We start from the raw sequence: 18,005 nt of genomic DNA on the forward strand, positions 1-18,005 counted from the left end.
ATTTCGGGAAGGGCACGTCACTTCGGATTTCGCCCGAGCACGAAACCGCCGATGAAGGCGATGATGGTGCCCCCTATTGCCGCGGCGAAGGAAAGGGAGATGAGAAGGTTGGGTGAGTGCATTACGCCCAAGATCACCAGCACAGCAACCACCCAAACCGTGGACAACACCGCGCACGCAGCGGAGGTCCATCCGAAGGTACGCGCCTGCGAAGCGGTCGGCTCTGGGACGTTATCGAAATCGCTCATGTTGCCTCCCGAACAAGTCCGTTGAGCTCTCATTGTTGGGGTACCGGGCGAGAAGCACTAGGTGAGCCGTGCCGGGCACTATCGTCTGACGTCGGTTCGTCGGTACTCCGTCTTAGGCTGTAGTCGCAGAGTGTCGAACTAGCGGACGGTGATGCTGTGGCGGATTTTCGTAGTGAGCGAATGCCATCGCCAGAGGGCGAGGGCAACGCGAAGCACGCGCTCGAACAGGCGTGGGCCGCGTACTATCGCGTGAATCGCTCAGCGAACAAGCCGCTATTTGCGGTATTCCCGGCGTTGAAAGCAGCGCTCAAGGGTTATGCCGCGTCGAGCCTCCTGGACGTCTTCGGCTTCTGGGTTATGTGGCGACTGAACGGCGGGTTCGAGGGGACGCAGAAGGCGCTGGGGCTAAGTCGCCCGGCGATGTATCGGCGTATTGCGATGTTCCGCGAGGTCTTCAAAGAACACCCGGACGTTTTCGAAATCCCTGGCATCACGGTCGATCCGGTGGCGTTTGCAGAGGGCATGAAGGCGCGCGTCGAGCAACGGGACGGCTAGTCACGATTTCTTGACTAGCCAGCTGCGTCTGTTCTAGTCTTCAAATGTGTTACTAAATCAAGGGGCCGGGCAGGGCCGTCCGTGGTGACGGTCAATGAGGCATTCGCGCGGCTATGGCCCGCGGTCGCGTCCCTGCTCTCTGATGGAACGGCGCGCGGATATCTAGTCGCCTGGCGGCGGCGTGTCCGGCCGACGTTCGGCACGCGCGAGCTGTCGGAGTTGACTCCGTTCGACGTGGAACTCGCGTTCGCTACGTGGTCGGGCGCGGTGTCGACGCGCAAGGATGCCGTGGCGATGCTCTCGGCTCTGTGCCGCGCGGCGCTCAAGGCGCGGCTGATAGCAGCGAACCCGTGCGTCGGGGTCGAATACCGCCGTCTGCAATCGGGGGATCCCACGTCGCGGGCGCTGAGCCGGCACGAGGTCGACCGACTCCTCGCGGTGCTGCCGCGCGACGGCTGCTATCGGCGCTTCGTACTGGCCATGCTTTACACGGGCTGTCGGTTCGGTGAGGTCGCGGGGCTGCGCGTGGCCGACGTTGATCTCGAAGGGCTGACGATCCGCGTGCAGCGGACCGCCTCACCGGGGCGGCATGGCGAGATCGTCGTCGGGCCGACCAAAGGTCGCCGGGTGCGCGACGTCCCGATGCCTGAACCGTTCGTGCCCGAGCTGCTAGCAGCGATGGAGGGCAAAGGCGATCATGACTACCTGTTCACCGGGCCGCGCGGCGGGTTTCTCTCGTCGGGGAACCTTTCGAGGGCGCTCGACTGGCACGGTGTCCGCGATCGAGTGAAGACGTTCCCGCCTGGTGAACCCGCGTTGCACTGGCACGACTTGCGGCACACGGCTGCGACGCACCTATTCCTGGCCAACGTTCCAGCAACGGACGTGCAGGCGATCATGGGCCACTCAGACCTTGCAACGACACAACGCTACGCGGACACCCGGCGCGATGCCGCGCGGCGTGGCGGTGCCGCACTCACGGCGTATTACGCCCAATCGAATGGTCAACTTCAAGGGGGTGAAAGCCCGGCTAAATCGGCGGCTGACCTGGGAAATTAGAAGTGGCTCCGACCGGCATCGATCCGGTGACCTTTCGATTTTCAGTCGAACGCTCTACCAACTGAGCTACAGAGCCTGACGATACGCACATGTCGCATCTCGCGACCCTGACGGGACTTGAACCCGCGACCTCCGCCGTGACAGGGCGGCACGCTAACCAACTGCGCTACAGGGCCATGCTGCTATTCAATTATGGATGCTCCGTGACCCCAACGGGATTCGAACCCGTGTTGCCGCCGTGAAAGGGCGGAGTCCTAGGCCACTGAACGATGGGGCCGAGACGCTCTGGTGAGCGTCAAAGCAACCGACGCTCAAGCATACGAGAGGGGCCTGGAAAAGCCAAAACGCCCTGGATGCCGCGACACGGCCCTCGGACGGGGGACTTTGCGAAAACGGCACGTAGGGTTCAAGCTGTTATTGAACCTTTGGGTTCGGGGGGATCCGGACGCAGTTGACGTCACGCTAACGTCAGCCGCCGGAGGACTGCAGGTCGGGGATTATGTACACGAAGTTCCGTGGGGGAACCGTCATGTCGCGCACGCGCGGCATGCGACTGATTGCCGCGCTCGCCGTGGCCGCCGTGCTGGTCAGCACCGCGATCGCGGCGGGCCCGGTTGCGCCCGCGTTCGCGAAGGACTGGCCGACGTGGGACGAGGTGCGCGAGGCGCGCGCCGACGTGAAGTCCGCCAAGGCGGAGATCACGCGCATCGAGGGGATGCTCGAAGAGCTCCGCGGCGCCGCTGCGGCCGCCGCGGCTGCCGCCAGCGAGGCGAACCAGGTGTGGGTCGCCGCCGATGAGGCGTTCCAGCTCGCCCACATGAAGGCCGAGGCGCTCCAGCAGGAGGCCGATGAGGCCAAGAAGAAGGCCGAGGAGTCCCGGTTGCAGGCCGGCCGGCTCGTTGCCCAGTCCGCGCGCCTCGGGGGCGGCGACGTCGGAGCATCGCTCTTCGCCGACGCCGAGAACGCCGATGACCTGCTGCAGATGCTCAGCCGCGCCGGACAGCTCTCGCAGCAGACCGAGGCCATCTACACGCTGGCGATCCAGCAGAAGAACACCGCGCAGGCACTCACCGACGAGGCGGAAGCGGCGAGGGAAGTCCGCGAGGCGGCCCGCAAGGAGGCCGAGGAGCTGAAGATCATCGCCGAGGCCGCCGCCATGGAGGCGCAGGCCGCACTCGCGGAGCAGGAGGCGCACGCCGCGGAGATGGAAGCGCAGCTCGCCGCGCTGAGGGACCGCGAGTCGGACATCAACGCCGCCTGGTCGGACTACCAGGCCGAGCAGGAACGACTCCGCATCGAACAGGAACGAATTCGCGCCGAGCAGGAGCGACTTCGCCTGGAGCGGGAGAAAGAACTGGCCGAGCAGTGGGGCCCCGGCGCAGGCGGCAATGTCAAGCCCGGCGTCTCCGGAGGCTGGACCTGGCCGTCACCCGGCTGGATCAGCGGCAACTACGGCTACCGGCCGAAGCCGACCCCGACCTCGCCCGCGTTCCACTACGGGACCGACATCGCGGCCGGCTACTGCGGTGCGCCGATCTACGCGGCCTCCGGCGGCACCGTCTCATTCATCGGCTACAGCCCGTATGGCTATGGCAATCACATCCTGATCGACCACGGCGACGGCGTGAGCACCCGCTACGCGCACATCGCGCACGGCGCGGTGAAGGTCGGCTGGGGCCAGAACGTCGCGCCGGGGCAGCTGATCGCGCTCACCGGCACGACCGGCAACTCCACCGGCTGCCACCTGCACTTCGAGGTGCGAATCCATGGCGCGGTCACCGATCCGATCGCCTTCGTGCGCAGTCGCGGAGGATCGATTTGAGCAGTTCCGTCTCCACCCGGACCAAGCCGCTGAGCGCGATCGCGCTCGCGGTGACCGCTGCGCTCGGCACCACGGTGGGCGCGGCCGGTCCGGTGCAGGCGGCGCCCGACTACCCCACCTGGGACGAGGTCGAGGCGGCTCGCGATAACGAGCAGCAGGCACGCGCGAAGATCGCGGAGATCTCGGGGCTCCTGACGTCGCTGCGAACCGCGGCGGAGGACGCCGGCCGATCTGCCATGCAGGCGGCCGAGCGCTACAACATCGCGCTCGACGATCTGGATGCCGCGACCGCGCGCGCTGAGCGGCTGGAGAAGGACGCGAAGGACGCCGCCGCCCGCGCAAAGGAATCGGCGCAGCGTGCCGGCGCGATGATCGCTCAGCTGGCCCGGACCGGCGGCGGCGACGTCACCGTCGGGCTGCTCTTCGACGAATCGAAGGACGGCGACCTGCTCGCCCGGCTGGGCGCCCTCAGCAAGCTGACTGAGCAGTCCGCCACCATCTACGAGAAGGCCATCGCCGACCGCAACCTCGCCCGGTCGCTCACCGGGGAGGCGCGGGCCGCTGAGACGGAACGGGCGAAGCTCTTCGACGACTCCAAGCAGATGCTCGCCGACGCCCAGTCCGCGGCGATCGCGGCGGAGGATCTGGTGGTCGAGCAGCAGGAGGCGTCCGACGAGCTGTACGCGCAGCTGGCATCGCTCAAGGGCACCACCGCGGAGATCGAACGGGAGTTCGCCGAAGGACTCCAATCGGTCCCCACGCCCTCCTTGCCGACCCTTCCGAGGCCCGGCGGCGGGCAGCAGAACCCGCAGCCGAACAACCCGGATCCCACACCGAGCAATCCTGCGCCGAGTAACCCGGCGCCGAGCAATCCTGGGCCGAGCAACCCGGCGCCGAGCAATCCTGCGCCGAGTAACCCGGCGCCGAGTAACCCCGCGCCGAGCAACCCGGCGCCGAGCAATCCCGCGCCGAGCAACCCGGCGCCAAGCGACCCACCACCCAGCAACCCGGCGCCGCCGCCGCCGAACGCCGGCAAGGTGCAGACCGCCATCGCGTTCGCGAAGGCGCAGCTCGGCGACCCGTATGTGCTCGGCGGCACCGGTGACCCCGGCTGGGACTGCTCCGGACTCACCAAGTACAGCTACAACGCGGCCGGCGTCTATATCGGCAGCCACTCATCGACGAACCAGTACTTCACGATGAAGGGGCAGGGCCGCCTGGTGCCGCTCGCGCAGATGAAGGCGGGCGACCTGCTCTGGTACACCTCGAGCGGCGGGCGCGACTTCTACCACGTTGCCCTCTACATCGGCGGCGGTCAGATGATCGAGGCCCCGTATCCGGGCAAGACCGTGCGCATCGTGCCGGTCCGCTACGGCGAGCTCTGGAGTCAGGCGGGTCGCCCCACCGGCTGAGCCGAGCTATTGCCAGGGGTCAGTGCGCCCCGGGAACGTAGGCCTTCAGACCGGCCTGCACGATCGCCTCAGCCTCGGCGGCGTCGCCCCAGCCCTCGGTCTTGACCCACTTGCCGGGCTCGAGGTCCTTGTAGCGCTCGAAGAAGTGCTCGATCTCACTGCGCACGTGCTCCGGAACGTCGGTGATGTCCTGGATGTGCTGCCAGCGCGGGTCCTTGTGCGGGACGCAGACGACCTTCGCGTCGCTGCCGGCCTCATCCGTCATGTTGAAGACGCCGACCGGGCGCACCTTGATGCCGACACCGGGGAACGTCGGATACTCGAGCAGCACCAGCGCATCGACCGGGTCGCCGTCGAGGCCGAGGGTGTTCTCGAAGAAGCCGTACTCGGTCGGGTAGACGAACTGTGTGAAGAGCACCCGGTCGAGGAAGACCCGGCCGGTCTCGTGGTCGACCTCGTACTTGTTGCGGCTCCCTCTCGGGATCTCGATCACGACGTCGTAGTCGGCCATATGCGGGTTCTCCTTGCCGGGTCTGGAACGCAATAACGTTAGCGGATGACGTCCGAGCGCCCGCCGGGGGATCCGTCCGCCGTGAGCGGGCCGGCGCAGCGGCGTCCGAGACTCACGCCTGCGGTCGCGGACCTCCGCCGGGCGGTCCGACGCTCGCTCGCCGACCTCGAACCTGGGTCGCTCGTGCTGGTCGCGCTGAGCGGGGGACCGGACTCACTGGCGCTCGCCACCGCCACGGCGTTCGAGGCACCGCGAGCCGGACTTCGCGCGGGCGCCGTGATCGTCGACCACGGGCTGCAACCGGGCTCGGATGCGGTGGCCGACCAGGCGCGGGCGCAGGCGCAGGAGCTCGGCCTCGACCCCGTCCGGATCGAACGCGTCACGGTCGGCGCCCGCGGAGGCCCGGAGGCAGCGGCACGCACCGCACGCTACGCCGCCCTGGAACGCGCGGCCACCAGGACGGGCGCCGCCGCGGTGCTGCTCGGGCACACCCTCGACGACCAGGCCGAGACGGTGCTGCTCGGACTCGCTCGGGGAAGCGGTGCGGGAAGCCTCAAGGGCATGGACGAGCTGAACGGGGTGTACCGACGGCCGCTGCTCGGCATCCGCCGTGCGACGACGCTGCAGGCGTGCGCCGATGCGGGCCTCGGCCCGTGGACCGATCCACACAACGCCGACCCGGTGTACGGCCGGGTGCGGGTCCGTGAACGGGTGCTGCCCGTGCTCGAACGGGAGCTCGGTCCGGGCGTCGCGGAGGCGCTGGCCCGCACGGCGGATCAGCTGCGTGAAGACGCGGCCGCTCTGGACCACTTCGCAGAGGAGGTCGCCGAGGAGCTGGTGGAGCACGCCGAGGCGGGCCTGTCGCTGCCGGTCCGGGCACTCGCGGCGAACCCTCCGGCCCTCCGCCAGCGACTGATCCGCCTCGCCGTGCTCGGCGAGTTCCATGTGTCGCTGAGCCGCACGCAGACGCTCGAGGTCGCCCGTCTGGTCACCGACTGGCACGGCCAGGGTCCCGTCCATCTGCCCGGCGTTAGGGTGGAACGCGAGGCGGACCTGCTGCTGTTCACCGCGGTGGAGTCCACGCCCGCTCCGGCACGCGACGACGACGACGCATCCTGAACACCGAACCCTCCGAACACGAACAGGGACCGCATGGAACTCGACGACGTCCGCGACGACCTCACCGATGTGCTGATCAGCAAGGAGCAGATCGCCGGGAAGATCGGGGAGCTCGCTCGGCGGATCGAGAGGGACTACGACGACCAGCGGCCGCTGCTCGTCGGCGTGCTGAAGGGTGCCGTCATGGTGATGGCGGACCTCGCCCGCGAACTGCGGATCCACATCGACATGGACTGGATGGCGGTGTCGTCCTACGGCGCCGGCACCAAGTCGAGCGGCGTGGTCCGTATCCTCAAGGACCTCGACACCGACTTGACCGGGCGGCACGTGCTCATCGTCGAGGACATCATCGACTCGGGACTCACCCTGTCGTGGCTGCTGCAGAACCTGGAACGCCGCGGCGCCGCCTCCGTGCGGATCTGCGCGCTGCTGCGGAAGCCCGACGCCGCGAAGGTCGATGTGCACGTGGAGTATCTCGGCTTCGACATCCCGAACGAGTTCGTCGTCGGGTACGGCCTGGATTACGCGGAGCGCTACCGGAACCTGAAGGGCGTGGCGGTGCTCGCTCCCCACGTCTACGAGTGATTTTCTAGGCCGCCGCCAAGGTGCCTCTCGCACCGTTCCCCCTGCGGCGAACACTGGCCAGCCGCTTGCTGGAGAGGGGTAGCCTGTGACCACCATGGATTTCAAGCGCATATTCAAAGGACCGATCGTCTGGATCGTCCTTGGCGCCCTCGCCTTGCTGCTGGGGTTCAACCTGCTGAACGTCAACGGCTTCCGCGAGATCACCACGCAAGAGGGCCTCGACCTGCTGCGCGGGAACGGCGTAGAAGAGGTCAAGATCGTCGACATCGAGCAGCGAGTCGACCTCGTGCTCGCTGAGCCGTTCGAGGCGAGCGAGCGGGTGCAGTTCTACTACGTCGCTCCGCGCGGCGAAGAGGTGCTGAACGCGATCAACGCCTCCGATGCGAGCTTCGACGACGAAGTGCCGCAGGCGAACTTCTTCACCTCGCTGCTGAGCATCCTGCTGCCGTTCCTCATCATCGGCGTCATCTTCTACTTCCTGTTCATGCGCGTGCAGGGTGGCGGCAACCGCGTCATGCAGTTCGGCAAGTCCCGCGCGAAGCTGGTGTCGAAGGAGAGCCCGAAGGTCACGTTCGCGGATGTCGCGGGCGCGGACGAGGCGGTCGAGGAGCTCGAGGAGATCAAGGAGTTCCTCAAGGAGCCGGCCAAGTTCCAGGCGCTCGGCGCGCGCATCCCGAAGGGCGTGCTGCTGTACGGTCCTCCCGGAACCGGCAAGACCCTGCTCGCCCGCGCCGTCGCCGGTGAGGCCGGGGTGCCCTTCTACTCCATCTCCGGATCGGACTTCGTCGAGATGTTCGTCGGCGTCGGCGCGAGCCGGGTGCGCGACCTGTTCGAGCAGGCGAAGCAGAACGCCCCCGCCATCATCTTCGTCGACGAGATCGACGCCGTCGGTCGCCACCGCGGCGCCGGCATGGGCGGCGGCCACGACGAGCGCGAGCAGACGCTGAACCAATTGCTCGTCGAGATGGACGGCTTCGACGTCAAGACCAACGTCATCATGATCGCCGCCACCAACCGGCCCGACATCCTCGACCCGGCGCTGCTGCGTCCCGGCCGCTTCGACCGCCAGATCGGCGTCGACGCCCCCGACCTGCTGGGCCGCAAGACGATCCTCGAGGTGCACGCCAAGGGCAAGCCCATGGACCCCGACGTCGACCTCGAGGTGCTTGCCCGGAAGACCCCGGGCTTCACCGGAGCGGACCTCGCCAACGTCCTCAACGAGGCGGCGCTCCTCACCGCCCGATCGAACGGGCAGAAGATCACCAACGACGCGCTCGACGAGGCCGTCGACCGGGTCATGGCCGGCCCGCAGCGCCGCACCCGCGTGATGAAGGACAAGGAGAAGCTCATCACCGCGTACCACGAGGGCGGTCACGCCCTCGCCGCCGCGGCGATGCGCCACACCGACCCGGTGACGAAGATCACGATCCTGCCCCGCGGTCGCGCGCTCGGCTACACGATGGTGCTGCCGCTCGAGGACAAGTACTCCGTCACCCGCAACGAGCTGCTCGACCAGCTCGCGTACGCCATGGGCGGCCGCGTCGCGGAGGAGATCATCTTCCACGACCCGACTACCGGTGCGTCGAACGACATCGAGAAGGCCACCGCGATCGCCCGCAAGATGGTCACCGAGTACGGCATGAGCGCACACGTCGGTGCGGTGAAGCTGGGCCAGTCGAGCGGCGAGGTGTTCCTCGGGCGCGACATGGGCCACCAGCGCGACTACTCCGAGTCGATCGCCGAACGCGTCGACGGTGAGGTGCGCAAGCTGATCGAGCAGGCGCACGACGAGGCGTACCAGGTGCTCACGGCGAACCGCGACATCTTGGACCGGCTGGCGACCGCGCTTCTCGAACACGAGACGCTCGACCACAACGCACTCGCCGAGATCTTCGCCGACGTGCGGAAGCTGCCGGAGCGCCCGCAGTGGCTCTCGAGCGACAAGCGGCCGATCTCCGATCAGCCGCCCGTCGCGATCCCTGCGAAGGCGCCGATCGACCCGGGCATGGTCGACGGCGGCGTGGACTCCGACCCGGGGGCGCCCCGCCGCACCACACGGCCCCGGAAGTCGCCCGGCATCGCCACCGCATAGCCTTGGCCGTCGACAGCGAGCGGATCCAGGCGGCGGTCGCAGAGCTCCTGGCCGCCATCGGCGAGGATCCCGCGCGCCCGGGGCTCGTGAACACGCCCGCCCGGGTGGCGCAGTCGTACGCCGAGTTCTTCTCCGGCCTCGACGCGGACCCGGCTGCGGAGCTCGGCAACGGAGTGCCGGCCGGCGAGCAGACCGGCGAGCTGGTGCTCATGCGCGGGATCGACTTCCGGTCGATGTGCGAGCACCACCTGCTGCCGTTCACCGGCGTCGCCCACGTCGCCTACGTGCCGGCGGAACGGCTCGCCGGCCTCGGACGGCTCCCGCGGGTCGTCGACGCACTCGCGAGCCGTCCGCAGCTGCAGGAGCGCCTCACCGACCAGATCGCCGACGCGCTGCAGGCCGGCCTCGAGCCGCGGGGCGTGCTCGTCGTCCTCGACGCGCAGCACGACTGCGTCTCCACCCGCGGCCCGCGAGCCGCCCGCAGCAGCACCGTCACGGTCGCGAGCCGCGGTTCGCTCGCGACGCAGGAGGGCCGGGCGGAGGCGATGGCGCTCATCACGGCGGGTGGGGCGTGACCCGGATGCCGCGACCGCTCATCGTCGGTGTGCTCAACGTCACCCCGGACTCGTTCAGTGACGGCGGCCGGTGGGATGCCCCGGCGGCGGCGATCGCCCGCGGAATCGAGCTGCACCGGCAGGGCGCCGACCTCGTCGACGTCGGCGGGGAATCGACCCGTCCAGGCGCTGACCGGATCCCTCCCGAGGTCGAACGCGAGCGTGTCGTGCCGGTGATCGCGGAGTTGACGGCCGCCGGTGTGACCGTCAGTGTCGACACCCTCAACGGGTCCACCGCGGCCGCCGCCGTCGAGGCCGGCGCCGCGTACATCAACGACGTCTCCGGTGGCCTCGCGGATCCCTCCATGGCGGCCGTCGTCGTGAACAGCGGAGCGTGGTTCATCGCCTCGCACTGGCGCGGGCCGAGCGCCAGCATGGAGACCCTCGCCGACTACGACGACGTCGTCGCCGACGTCAGGGACGAGCTCCGCCGCCGGCTCGACGCGCTGATCGAGGTCGGCGCCGACCCCGAGCGGTTGATCGTCGACCCCGGACTCGGCTTCGCCAAGCGCGGCGAGCACAACTGGCGGCTGCTCGCGCATCTGCCGGAGCTGGCGTCGCTGGGGCACCCGGTGCTCGTCGGCGCCAGCCGCAAGCGGTTTCTCGGCGAACTGCTCCCGGAGGGTGCGTCCGTCGAGGACCGGGACGCGCCGACCGCCGTCGTCAGCGCCTTGGCCGCGCGTGCGGGTGCCTGGGGTGTCCGCGTGCATGACGTGCCCTCGACCGTCACCGCGCTGAACGTCGTCGACGCATGGGACGGGGGGCTCGCATGACGGGGGACCGCATCCGGCTCGTCGGGCTCCGTGCATTCGGCCACCACGGCGTCTTCCCGGACGAACGCCGCGACGGTCAGGAGTTCCTCCTCGACGTCACCGCCTGGCTCGACCTCGCCCCGGCCGCCGCGAGCGACGACCTCACCGAGACCGTCCACTACGGCGAGCTGGCGGAGGCGCTGGTGCACGCGGTGGAGCGGGACCCCGTCGACCTCATCGAGACCGTCGCGCAACGCTGCGCCGATCTGGTGCTCGCTTACGACGCCGTGCAGCGCGTCGAGGTGACCGTCCACAAGCCGGCCGCGCCGATCGCGGTGCCGTTCACCGATGTCGAGGTCACCGTCGTGCGGGAGAGGGTCCGATGACCAGCCGGCGGACGGTGCTCGCGCTCGGGAGCAATCTCGGTGAGCGCAGGCCCACCATGCTGGAGGCGGTGCGCCGCATCGCCGACCTGCCCACCACGGAGCTGCAGGCGATCTCGGAGCCGATCGACACGGTCGCGGTGAAGCCGGAGGGCGAGGACCCGACCGCCCCCAAATACCTCAACTCCGTGGTGATCCTCACGACCGCGCTCGCGCCGGAGACGCTGCTGGATGAGCTGCATCGGATCGAGGCCGACCTCGGCCGGGTGCGCGCCGAGCGGTGGGGGGACCGCACACTCGACATCGATATCGTCACAATGGAAGGCGTGGTCATCGACAGCGCCCGGCTGACGCTCCCGCACCCGCGGGCGCACGAGCGCCGCTTCGTGCTGGAGCCGTGGGCGTCGATCGATCCGGACGCGGAGCTGCCGGGCCGCGGACGCGTCGATGAGCTGCTACGACGACTGGGAGAGGGCGGATGAAGCACACCAGGCCCTCCACCATGATCATCTTCGCCGTGATCGGCGTCGTCGGCGGGTGGTTCCTCGACGCCGCCCTCGCCGCGATGGGCGAGCCGGTCGTGGTGCCGCCGTACTCACTCGCCGTGGTGCTCACCATCCTCGCGGTGCTCGTCGTGGTCGCCGCCGTGCCGGTCCGTCGTGCCGTTAAGGACGGCACGCGGGTGGACCCGTTCTACGCCATGCGCGTGGTGGTGCTTGCGAAGGCCTCGACGCTGACCGCGTCGCTGCTCGCCGGCGGCGCCGTCGGCATCCTGGTCTATCTGCTGTCGCGCCCGGTGGTGCCCGGGCCCGGCTCGGCGCTGATGGCGCTGGCGGCGGCGGGCGGCGCGATCGCCCTGCTGGTGGGTGGGCTCATCGCCGAGCGGATGTGCACCGTGCCGCCGGAGGACGAGGACAAGGACGGCCCCGCGGGAGTCACCGCGGCCTGACGAGCCTCGTTGGTCGAGCAGCCGCCAAGCGGCGTCTCGGAACCATCCCACCGTGGCGGGTTTCGATACGGCCCTGGGGGGCCTGCTCGACCACCGTGGTCGATCCTGCCTTGGCGGGCCGACCTTCGACGAGCTCAGGACGGCGCTCGACCACTGCGGTGAGTACGGTGGGACGGTGAGCGCAATCGAACTGCCCGAGGCGCAGTGGAACCGGGTCTCGCCCAAGTACGTGGTCGTCGACATGGTCGGGCTGCTGATCTTCGGCGTGATCGCCACGGGCGTCACCGCGGTGTGGCCGATCCTCTCCGGGGAGCCGCTCGCCTGGATCCCGGCCGCGGTGCTGGGGGCGGTCTTCCTGATCAGCGTCGCGCTCACCCCACGCCGGGTGCGCTCCATCGGCTACCAGCTTCGCGCTGATGACCTGCTGTTCCGGCGCGGCATCATGTTCCGCCGCATCGTCGCCGTGCCGTACGGCCGCATGCAGCTGGTCGACATCAACCGCGGGCCGATCGACCGTGCCCTCGGCCTCAGCGAGCTGAAGTTCGTCACCGCCGCTGCGGGCACGGGCGTCGTGATCCCGGGGCTGCCCGAGGCGGACGCCGACCATCTGCGGGACGAGCTCGTGGCGCTCGCCGAGTCGCGCCGGGCGGGACTGTGACCGACCCGGGCGGCCCGGCCGACGGACCTCCGCTCGACGCATCGCCGGCGCCGATGGCGGTCCGGCCGACCGGTCTCGCCGACGGCGAGTGGCACCGCCTGCATCCCGCCACGCCGCTGCTCCGCGGTGGCATCGGGCTCGTCGCCCTCATCGGCGTTCTCATCGCGAACCTGCGGGAGCGCATCCTCGGATTCTTCGTCGACGACCCCGGCTTCCAGTCGGAGGGCGACCCCATCGACTTCGTGGTGCAGGAGGGACTGGTGGGGCTGGCGCTGCTCGCGGTCCTCGTCATCCTGCTGCTGTCCGTGCTCGGCTTCTATCTCTCCTGGCGGTTCCACACCTTCCGTGTGACGCAGGAGGTGGTCGAGGTGCGCAGCGGCATCGTCTTCCGCACCAACCGCAAGGCGCGCCTGGACCGGGTGCAGGGCATCAACATCAACCGGCCCTTCTTCGCGCGCCTCTTCGGCACGGCGAAGCTGGAGATCACCCAGGCCGGTCAGGACGCCAACGTGCAGCTGTCGTATCTGGCGACCGGGCAGGCGGATGACCTCCGGCGCGAGATCCTGCGGCTCGCGTCCGGCGCGGTGGAGCAGTCGTCCGCCGGCGTCGCCGGCCTGCCGGAGGAGGCACGCCGCAGCGTGCTGGAGAAGCGGGTGTCGGAACTGCTGGCTCCCGAGCTCGATCCGAAGCTCGCCGCCTCGGAGTCGGTCGTGAAGATCAACCCGGGCCGGCTCGCCGGATCCATCGTGCTCAGCGAGTCGACGCTGATCTTCGTCGTTCTGATCATCGCGGCCATCGTGCTGGTCGCGGTGACCGGTGAGCTGGTTGCGATCTTCGGCATCTTCCCCGGGATCATCGGCCTCGGCGGCTACCTCGTCTCCCGATTCACGAAGTCGCTGCGCTACTCGATCGCCAGCACACCGGACGGCGTGCGGGTCGGCTTCGGTCTGCTCTCGACCAGCAACGACACGCTGCCGCCCGGCCGCATCCACTCCGTCTCGATCAGCCAGTCGATCCTCTGGCGCCCCGCCGGCTGGTGGCAGATCAAGGTGAACCGGGCCTCGCGCTCGGCGAACTCGTCGCAGCAGCAGCAGCGCTCCGTTCTTCTGCCGGTCGGTGACCTGGACGAGGCGATGCGGGTGCTTGAGCTGCTGCTTCCCGGGCTGCAGCGGGTGGACCTGCTGCGCGAGGGGCTCGTCTCCCGCGGCGGCGCCGGCGACGGCTTCGTCAACTCGCCGAGGCGTGCGGTGTGGCTTCGCTGGTTCAGCCGGCGCCGGAACGGTTTCGCCATCCTCCCCGACGCCGTGGTGCTGCGCCGCGGTGCGATCTGGCGGGAGCTGGTGCTGGTGCCGCTGCCCAGGCTTCAGAGCGTCGCCATCACCCAGGGTCCGCTGGTGCGCGCCCTGGACCTCGCCGCCGTCCACCTGCACACCGTGGCCGGCCCGATCTCTGGACGCCTCGGCGCCGTCGACCGGCAGGCGGCGCTCGGGTTCTTCTCGGACGTCGCCACGGCGGCGATCGAGTCGGCGCAGTCCGACACCTCGCACCGCTGGCGGTCGCGGGAGTCCGTCTCGTGAGCCGCTCGTGACCGAGCGGTCTGGGCGGCTCGGCGTCGGCATCGTCGGTGCCGGCCGCGTCGGTCCGGTGCTCGGTGCCGCGCTCGCCGGAGCGGGCCACGCCATCGTCGGCATCTCGGCGGTGTCGGATGCCGCTCGGGAGCGCGCCGACGCGATGCTGCCGGCGGTGCCGATCCTCGAGGTGCCGCGGATCGTGGAGCGCAGCGAACTGGTGCTGCTCGCCGTCCCGGAACCGGAGCTTTCGGGGCTCGTGAGCGGTCTGGCGACGGTCGGGGCGTGGCAGCCCGGGCAGCTCGTCGTGCACACCGCGCCGGGCGTCGGTGTCTCAGTGCTGATGCCTGCGCTGAAGGCCGGTGCCATCCCGCTCGCCATCCATCCCGCGATGAGCTTCACCGGCACGAGCATCGACCTCGTGCGACTCCGGGACAGCTACTGCGCCGTGACGGCACCGGCGCCGGTGCAGCCGATCGGCCAGGCGCTGGTGGTCGAGATGGGTGCCGAGCCGGTGCTCATCGCGGAAGCGGATCGCCCGGCGTGGGCCGAGGCGGTGTCCACCGCCACCATGTTCCCGACCGCGATCGTGGCGCAGGCGCTCGGCATCCTCGACGGCCTCCACGTGCCCGACCCGGGTCGCGTGCTGGCGCCGCTGATGCGCACCGCGGTCGAGAACGCGCTCTCGGCCGCCTCCCCGGACATCATCCCGCCCGACGAGCTGTGACCCGAGGTGCGCGCAGGGTTGCCGCGATCCCGCGCACTAGCATCGGTTACGTTCCCGAACTTCGAAGGCCCAGGAGGCCGTGTGACCCTTCCGGTCGTTCTCGGCACCATCGCGTCGGCACGCGAGACGCTCCGCGGGAAGGACGTCGCCCTCGTGCCCACGCTCGGCGCGCTCCACGACGGCCACCTCGCCCTCGTCGATCGCGCGCTGGAGCTGCGCGGCACGGTGGTGGCGTCGATCTTCGTCAACCCGCTGCAGTTCGGGACGGGCGAGGACCTGGAGAAGTACCCCCGCACCCTCGAGGACGACCTCGCCAAGCTGGGTGAGCGCGGCGTGGCCTTCGTATTCGCCCCGAGCGTCGAGGAGATGTACCCGGACGGTGTGGCCGAGACGCGGGTGACGGCCGGGCGGGTGGGCGATACCCTCGAGGGGCGCTCCCGGCCCGGGCACTTCGACGGTGTGCTCACCGTGGTCGCGAAGCTGCTCAATGCGGTGCAGCCAGGCGTCGCGGTGTTCGGTCAGAAGGACGCCCAGCAGGTGTTCCTCGTGAAGCGGATGGTGCGCGACCTGAACTTCCCGGTGTCGATCGAGGTCATCGAGACCGTCCGCGCCGAGGACGGGCTCGCTCTCTCCAGCCGGAACCAGTTCCTCAATCCGGCCGAGCGACGCGCCGCCCGGGTGATCCCTCGGGCGCTCGAGGCCGCCGAGTCCGCCGCAGAGCGGGGCATCGACGCGGTGGTCGCCGCCGCGCAGGGAGCGCTGATGGGGGAACCGCTCGTCGAGCTGGACTACCTTCGCCTGGTGGACCCGTCGACATTCGGCCCGCTCGATGACGGCTACCGCGGACCCGCGACCGTGCTGATCGCCGCCCGCGTCGGCACCACCCGCCTCATCGACAACGCGCCCATCCTGCTCGGCCGTCGCTGACATCCGCCACGACTGTTCCCATTCCGGCCCAGTGCGTCCGGCAGAGCGGGCGCACTCGACCGGGACGGGAACTCCCACGGCCGCAACTAGCATGGTCGGGGCACTGAACCGGGAGATCACTTGAGCGACACACGCACGGAAACCGAACTTACGCCTGCGGAGATCTCAGAGCAGAAGGCGGTCCGGCTCGCCAAGCGTGAGCGGATGCTGTCCGCCGGCGTCGACGCCTACCCGGTGGCCCTGCCGATCACCGACACCATCCCGGCGGTGCGGCAGCGCTACCCCGAGCTGGAGCCGGACACGAAGACCGGCGTCGAGGTGTCCATCGCCGGACGCGTCGTGCACCTGCGGAACACCGGCAAGCTCTGCTTCGCGGCGCTGCAGTCGGGCGACGGGGCCCGCATCCAGGCCATGGTCTCCCTCGCCGAGGTGGGGGAGGCGTCACTCGAAGAGTGGAAGGAACTCGTCGACCTCGGCGACCACCTGTTCGTGCGCGGCGAGGTCATCACCAGCCGCCGCGGTGAGCTCTCCATCCTGGTGCGGGAATGGCGGATCGCGGCCAAGGCGATCCTGCCGCTGCCGAACCTGCACGCCGAGCTCAACGAGGAGACGCGGGTTCGCCAGCGCTACCTCGACCTCATCGCTCGGGAACAGGCCCGGTATGTGGTGCGCGCCCGCGCCGCCGCCAACACGTCCCTGCGTGCGACATTCGCGTCGCACGGGTATCTCGAAGTCGAGACGCCGATGCTGCAGACCATGCACGGCGGCGCGGCGGCACGGCCCTTCGTCACCAATTCGAACGCGTTCGACACCGACCTGTATCTGCGCATCGCGCCGGAGCTGTTCCTCAAGCGCGCCGTCGTCGGCGGCATCGAGCGGGTGTTCGAGATCAACCGCAACTTCCGCAACGAGGGGGCGGACTCGACGCACTCACCCGAGTTCGCGATGCTCGAGGCATACCAGGCGTACGGCGACTACGAGCAGATGGCGGCGCTCACCCAGGAGCTGGTGCAGAACGCCGCGGTCGCCGTCACCGGCAGCCACGTCGTCACCTGGGCGGACGGCACGGAGTACGACCTCGGCGGTGAGTGGGACCGGATCGGCATGTACGAGTCCCTCTCCGACGCGGTCGGCAGGGAGATCACCCCGGCGACCCCATCCGACGAGCTGGAGGCGCTCGCTGCGGAGGCCGAGCTCGAGGTGCACCTGCCGACGCACGGCAAGCTCATCGAGGAGTTGTGGGAGCACCACGTGAAGGGCTCCCTCGGGCGGCCCACGTTCGTGATGGACTTCCCCGTCGACACGTCGCCGCTGGTGCGGGAGCACCGGTCGAAGGCCGGTGTGGTGGAGAAGTGGGACCTCTATGTGCGCGGGTTCGAGCTGGCCACCGCCTATTCGGAGCTGGTCGACCCGGTCATCCAGCGCGAGCGGTTCGTGGAGCAGGCGAAGCAGGCCGCCCGCGGCGACGTCGAGGCGATGCGCCTCGATGAGGAGTTCCTGCGCGCGCTCGAGCACGGCATGCCGCCGTCCGGCGGGATGGGCATGGGCATCGACCGGCTGCTGATGGCGATCACCGGCCTGGGGATCCGCGAGACGATCCTGTTCCCGCTGGTGAAGTGACCCGATGACCGAACCGAAGCGCGGCCGCCCAGACCGCAAGCCCGTCACCTGGAACCGCGTCGCGGTGTGGGTGATCGTCGCTGCGATCGGCGCCTACCTGGTGGTCACCGGGATCTTCGGCATCCTGGCCAAAGGTTAGGCTGGAGCCGTGCCACAGGAATTCTGGGCGAACGCCATCTTCTCGCTCATCCCGACGGTCGTCGTCGGGCTGATCTTCTGGTTCACGATCCGCGGCATCCTCCGTGCCGACCGCTCCGAGCGCAAGGCCTACGCCGACATCGAGGCCGAGGAGCGCGCCCGCGCCGGCCTGCCAGCCCGCGACGCCTGAACCGAGTCGACCGGCTCCGGGACTGAGGTCTCAGGCGACCGGACCGATTCACCCCCGGGTCGCCACCGATCAGTCC

The 18,005-nt window shown here is 69.5% G+C and carries 21 protein-coding genes and 3 tRNA genes; 19 read left to right on the forward strand and 5 right to left on the reverse strand.

Annotation, left to right across the window (positions count from 1 at the left end):
* Positions 1-17: 17 nt before the first annotated feature.
* Positions 18-248 carry a hypothetical protein gene (locus ACFFGH_RS22080; protein ID WP_386672356.1) on the reverse strand — a complete coding sequence of 77 codons (231 nt, stop codon included), beginning with the start codon at positions 246-248 and terminating at the stop codon, positions 18-20.
* Positions 249-428: 180 nt separating this feature from the next.
* On the opposite strand from ACFFGH_RS22080, the gene ACFFGH_RS22085 reads away from it, so the two are divergent.
* The gene (locus ACFFGH_RS22085; protein ID WP_386672358.1) at positions 429-803 is read left to right on the forward strand and encodes a hypothetical protein; all 375 of its coding nucleotides are present in this window, start codon (positions 429-431) and stop codon (positions 801-803) included.
* A gap of 81 nt (positions 804-884) precedes the next feature.
* The gene (locus tag ACFFGH_RS22090) at positions 885-1,862 is read left to right on the forward strand and encodes a tyrosine-type recombinase/integrase (RefSeq protein WP_386672359.1); all 978 of its coding nucleotides are present in this window, start codon (positions 885-887) and stop codon (positions 1,860-1,862) included.
* Positions 1,863-1,865: 3 nt separating this feature from the next.
* On the opposite strand, the gene ACFFGH_RS22095 is transcribed toward ACFFGH_RS22090, so the two are convergent.
* From ACFFGH_RS22095 to ACFFGH_RS22105, 3 genes are all read right to left on the reverse strand, one after another.
* Positions 1,866-1,938 (reverse strand) — tRNA-Phe (locus tag ACFFGH_RS22095).
* A 26-nt stretch (positions 1,939-1,964) separates the two neighbouring features.
* Positions 1,965-2,038, reverse strand: a tRNA-Asp gene (locus ACFFGH_RS22100).
* A 28-nt stretch (positions 2,039-2,066) separates the two neighbouring features.
* Positions 2,067-2,139 (reverse strand) — tRNA-Glu (locus ACFFGH_RS22105).
* 252 nt (positions 2,140-2,391) lie between these two features.
* On the opposite strand from ACFFGH_RS22105, the gene ACFFGH_RS22110 reads away from it, so the two are divergent.
* Both ACFFGH_RS22110 and ACFFGH_RS22115 read left to right on the forward strand, forming a co-directional pair.
* A complete protein-coding gene (locus ACFFGH_RS22110) occupies positions 2,392-3,684 on the forward strand; it encodes a peptidoglycan DD-metalloendopeptidase family protein (protein ID WP_386672361.1) in 1,293 nt (430 codons plus the stop codon).
* Positions 3,681-5,096 carry a C40 family peptidase gene (locus ACFFGH_RS22115; RefSeq protein ID WP_386672363.1) on the forward strand — a complete coding sequence of 472 codons (1,416 nt, stop codon included), beginning with the start codon at positions 3,681-3,683 and terminating at the stop codon, positions 5,094-5,096. Before ACFFGH_RS22110 ends, ACFFGH_RS22115 begins: the two co-directional genes overlap by 4 nt.
* Positions 5,097-5,115: 19 nt before the next feature.
* Here the strand turns inward: ACFFGH_RS22115 and ppa are convergent, their stop codons facing one another.
* Positions 5,116-5,640, reverse strand: coding sequence for an inorganic diphosphatase (gene ppa, locus ACFFGH_RS22120; protein ID WP_386672365.1), 525 nt, complete (start codon positions 5,638-5,640; stop codon positions 5,116-5,118).
* A 12-nt stretch (positions 5,641-5,652) separates the two neighbouring features.
* Between ppa and tilS the strand changes: the two genes are divergently transcribed.
* The 15 genes from tilS to ACFFGH_RS22195 all read left to right on the forward strand — a co-directional run bounded on the left by tilS (position 5,653) and on the right by ACFFGH_RS22195 (position 17,929).
* A complete protein-coding gene (tilS, locus tag ACFFGH_RS22125; protein WP_386672367.1) occupies positions 5,653-6,726 on the forward strand; it encodes a tRNA lysidine(34) synthetase TilS in 1,074 nt (357 codons plus the stop codon).
* Between the two features lie 33 nt (positions 6,727-6,759).
* The gene (hpt, locus tag ACFFGH_RS22130; RefSeq protein ID WP_386672369.1) at positions 6,760-7,311 is read left to right on the forward strand and encodes a hypoxanthine phosphoribosyltransferase; all 552 of its coding nucleotides are present in this window, start codon (positions 6,760-6,762) and stop codon (positions 7,309-7,311) included.
* A 94-nt stretch (positions 7,312-7,405) separates the two neighbouring features.
* Complete coding sequence (gene ftsH / locus ACFFGH_RS22135; protein WP_386672425.1) at positions 7,406-9,403, forward strand: ATP-dependent zinc metalloprotease FtsH; 1,998 nt, start codon at positions 7,406-7,408, stop codon at positions 9,401-9,403.
* Positions 9,404-9,405: 2 nt separating this feature from the next.
* Positions 9,406-9,978: a GTP cyclohydrolase I FolE gene (folE, locus tag ACFFGH_RS22140; RefSeq protein WP_386672371.1), complete on the forward strand. Its 573-nt coding sequence runs from the start codon at positions 9,406-9,408 to the stop codon at positions 9,976-9,978.
* Between the two features lie 5 nt (positions 9,979-9,983).
* Positions 9,984-10,790 carry a dihydropteroate synthase gene (gene folP, locus ACFFGH_RS22145; protein WP_386672373.1) on the forward strand — a complete coding sequence of 269 codons (807 nt, stop codon included), beginning with the start codon at positions 9,984-9,986 and terminating at the stop codon, positions 10,788-10,790.
* A complete protein-coding gene (gene folB / locus ACFFGH_RS22150; RefSeq protein WP_386672375.1) occupies positions 10,787-11,155 on the forward strand; it encodes a dihydroneopterin aldolase in 369 nt (122 codons plus the stop codon). The genes folP and folB overlap by 4 nt, the downstream gene beginning before the upstream one ends.
* Positions 11,152-11,634 carry a 2-amino-4-hydroxy-6-hydroxymethyldihydropteridine diphosphokinase gene (gene folK / locus ACFFGH_RS22155; protein WP_386672376.1) on the forward strand — a complete coding sequence of 161 codons (483 nt, stop codon included), beginning with the start codon at positions 11,152-11,154 and terminating at the stop codon, positions 11,632-11,634. Before folB ends, folK begins: the two co-directional genes overlap by 4 nt.
* A complete protein-coding gene (locus ACFFGH_RS22160) occupies positions 11,631-12,101 on the forward strand; it encodes a DUF3180 domain-containing protein (protein ID WP_386672378.1) in 471 nt (156 codons plus the stop codon). Before folK ends, ACFFGH_RS22160 begins: the two co-directional genes overlap by 4 nt.
* A gap of 52 nt (positions 12,102-12,153) precedes the next feature.
* Positions 12,154-12,759 (forward strand): PH domain-containing protein, encoded by a 606-nt coding sequence (locus ACFFGH_RS22165; protein WP_386672380.1) that lies wholly within the window; start codon positions 12,154-12,156, stop codon positions 12,757-12,759.
* Positions 12,756-14,336, forward strand: a complete 1,581-nt coding sequence (locus tag ACFFGH_RS22170; RefSeq protein WP_386672382.1) for a PH domain-containing protein — start codon at positions 12,756-12,758, stop codon at positions 14,334-14,336. The genes ACFFGH_RS22165 and ACFFGH_RS22170 overlap by 4 nt, the downstream gene beginning before the upstream one ends.
* A 7-nt stretch (positions 14,337-14,343) precedes the next feature.
* Positions 14,344-15,054, forward strand: a complete 711-nt coding sequence (locus ACFFGH_RS22175; RefSeq protein WP_386672384.1) for a Rossmann-like and DUF2520 domain-containing protein — start codon at positions 14,344-14,346, stop codon at positions 15,052-15,054.
* Between the two features lie 81 nt (positions 15,055-15,135).
* Entirely contained in the window at positions 15,136-15,981 is an 846-nt protein-coding gene (gene panC, locus ACFFGH_RS22180) for a pantoate--beta-alanine ligase (RefSeq protein WP_386672386.1), read from the forward strand.
* 120 nt (positions 15,982-16,101) lie between these two features.
* The gene (gene lysS / locus ACFFGH_RS22185; protein WP_386672388.1) at positions 16,102-17,601 is read left to right on the forward strand and encodes a lysine--tRNA ligase; all 1,500 of its coding nucleotides are present in this window, start codon (positions 16,102-16,104) and stop codon (positions 17,599-17,601) included.
* A 4-nt stretch (positions 17,602-17,605) separates the two neighbouring features.
* Complete coding sequence (locus ACFFGH_RS22190) at positions 17,606-17,740, forward strand: hypothetical protein (protein WP_386672390.1); 135 nt, start codon at positions 17,606-17,608, stop codon at positions 17,738-17,740.
* A gap of 9 nt (positions 17,741-17,749) precedes the next feature.
* Positions 17,750-17,929 carry a hypothetical protein gene (locus tag ACFFGH_RS22195; RefSeq protein ID WP_386672392.1) on the forward strand — a complete coding sequence of 60 codons (180 nt, stop codon included), beginning with the start codon at positions 17,750-17,752 and terminating at the stop codon, positions 17,927-17,929.
* Positions 17,930-18,005: the final 76 nt, after the last annotated feature.

The sequence above is a fragment of the Lysobacter korlensis genome, assembly GCF_042434515.1.

What these genes read in the sequence shown, in the direction of transcription:
- ftsH (WP_386672425.1), top strand. Translation starts at nt 7,406, where the DNA reads ATGGATTTCAAGCGCATATTCAAAGGACCGATCGTCTGGATCGTCCTT.
- hpt (WP_386672369.1), top strand. Translation starts at nt 6,760, where the DNA reads ATGGAACTCGACGACGTCCGCGACGACCTCACCGATGTGCTGATCAGC.
- ACFFGH_RS22085 (WP_386672358.1), top strand. Translation starts at nt 429, where the DNA reads ATGCCATCGCCAGAGGGCGAGGGCAACGCGAAGCACGCGCTCGAACAG.
- folP (WP_386672373.1), top strand. Translation starts at nt 9,984, where the DNA reads ATGCCGCGACCGCTCATCGTCGGTGTGCTCAACGTCACCCCGGACTCG.
- folB (WP_386672375.1), top strand. Translation starts at nt 10,787, where the DNA reads ATGACGGGGGACCGCATCCGGCTCGTCGGGCTCCGTGCATTCGGCCAC.
- ACFFGH_RS22190 (WP_386672390.1), top strand. Translation starts at nt 17,606, where the DNA reads ATGACCGAACCGAAGCGCGGCCGCCCAGACCGCAAGCCCGTCACCTGG.
- ACFFGH_RS22080 (WP_386672356.1), bottom strand. Translation starts at nt 248, where the DNA reads ATGAGCGATTTCGATAACGTCCCAGAGCCGACCGCTTCGCAGGCGCGT.
- ACFFGH_RS22160 (WP_386672378.1), top strand. Translation starts at nt 11,631, where the DNA reads ATGAAGCACACCAGGCCCTCCACCATGATCATCTTCGCCGTGATCGGC.
- tilS (WP_386672367.1), top strand. Translation starts at nt 5,653, where the DNA reads ATGACGTCCGAGCGCCCGCCGGGGGATCCGTCCGCCGTGAGCGGGCCG.
- folK (WP_386672376.1), top strand. Translation starts at nt 11,152, where the DNA reads ATGACCAGCCGGCGGACGGTGCTCGCGCTCGGGAGCAATCTCGGTGAG.
- ACFFGH_RS22110 (WP_386672361.1), top strand. Translation starts at nt 2,392, where the DNA reads ATGTCGCGCACGCGCGGCATGCGACTGATTGCCGCGCTCGCCGTGGCC.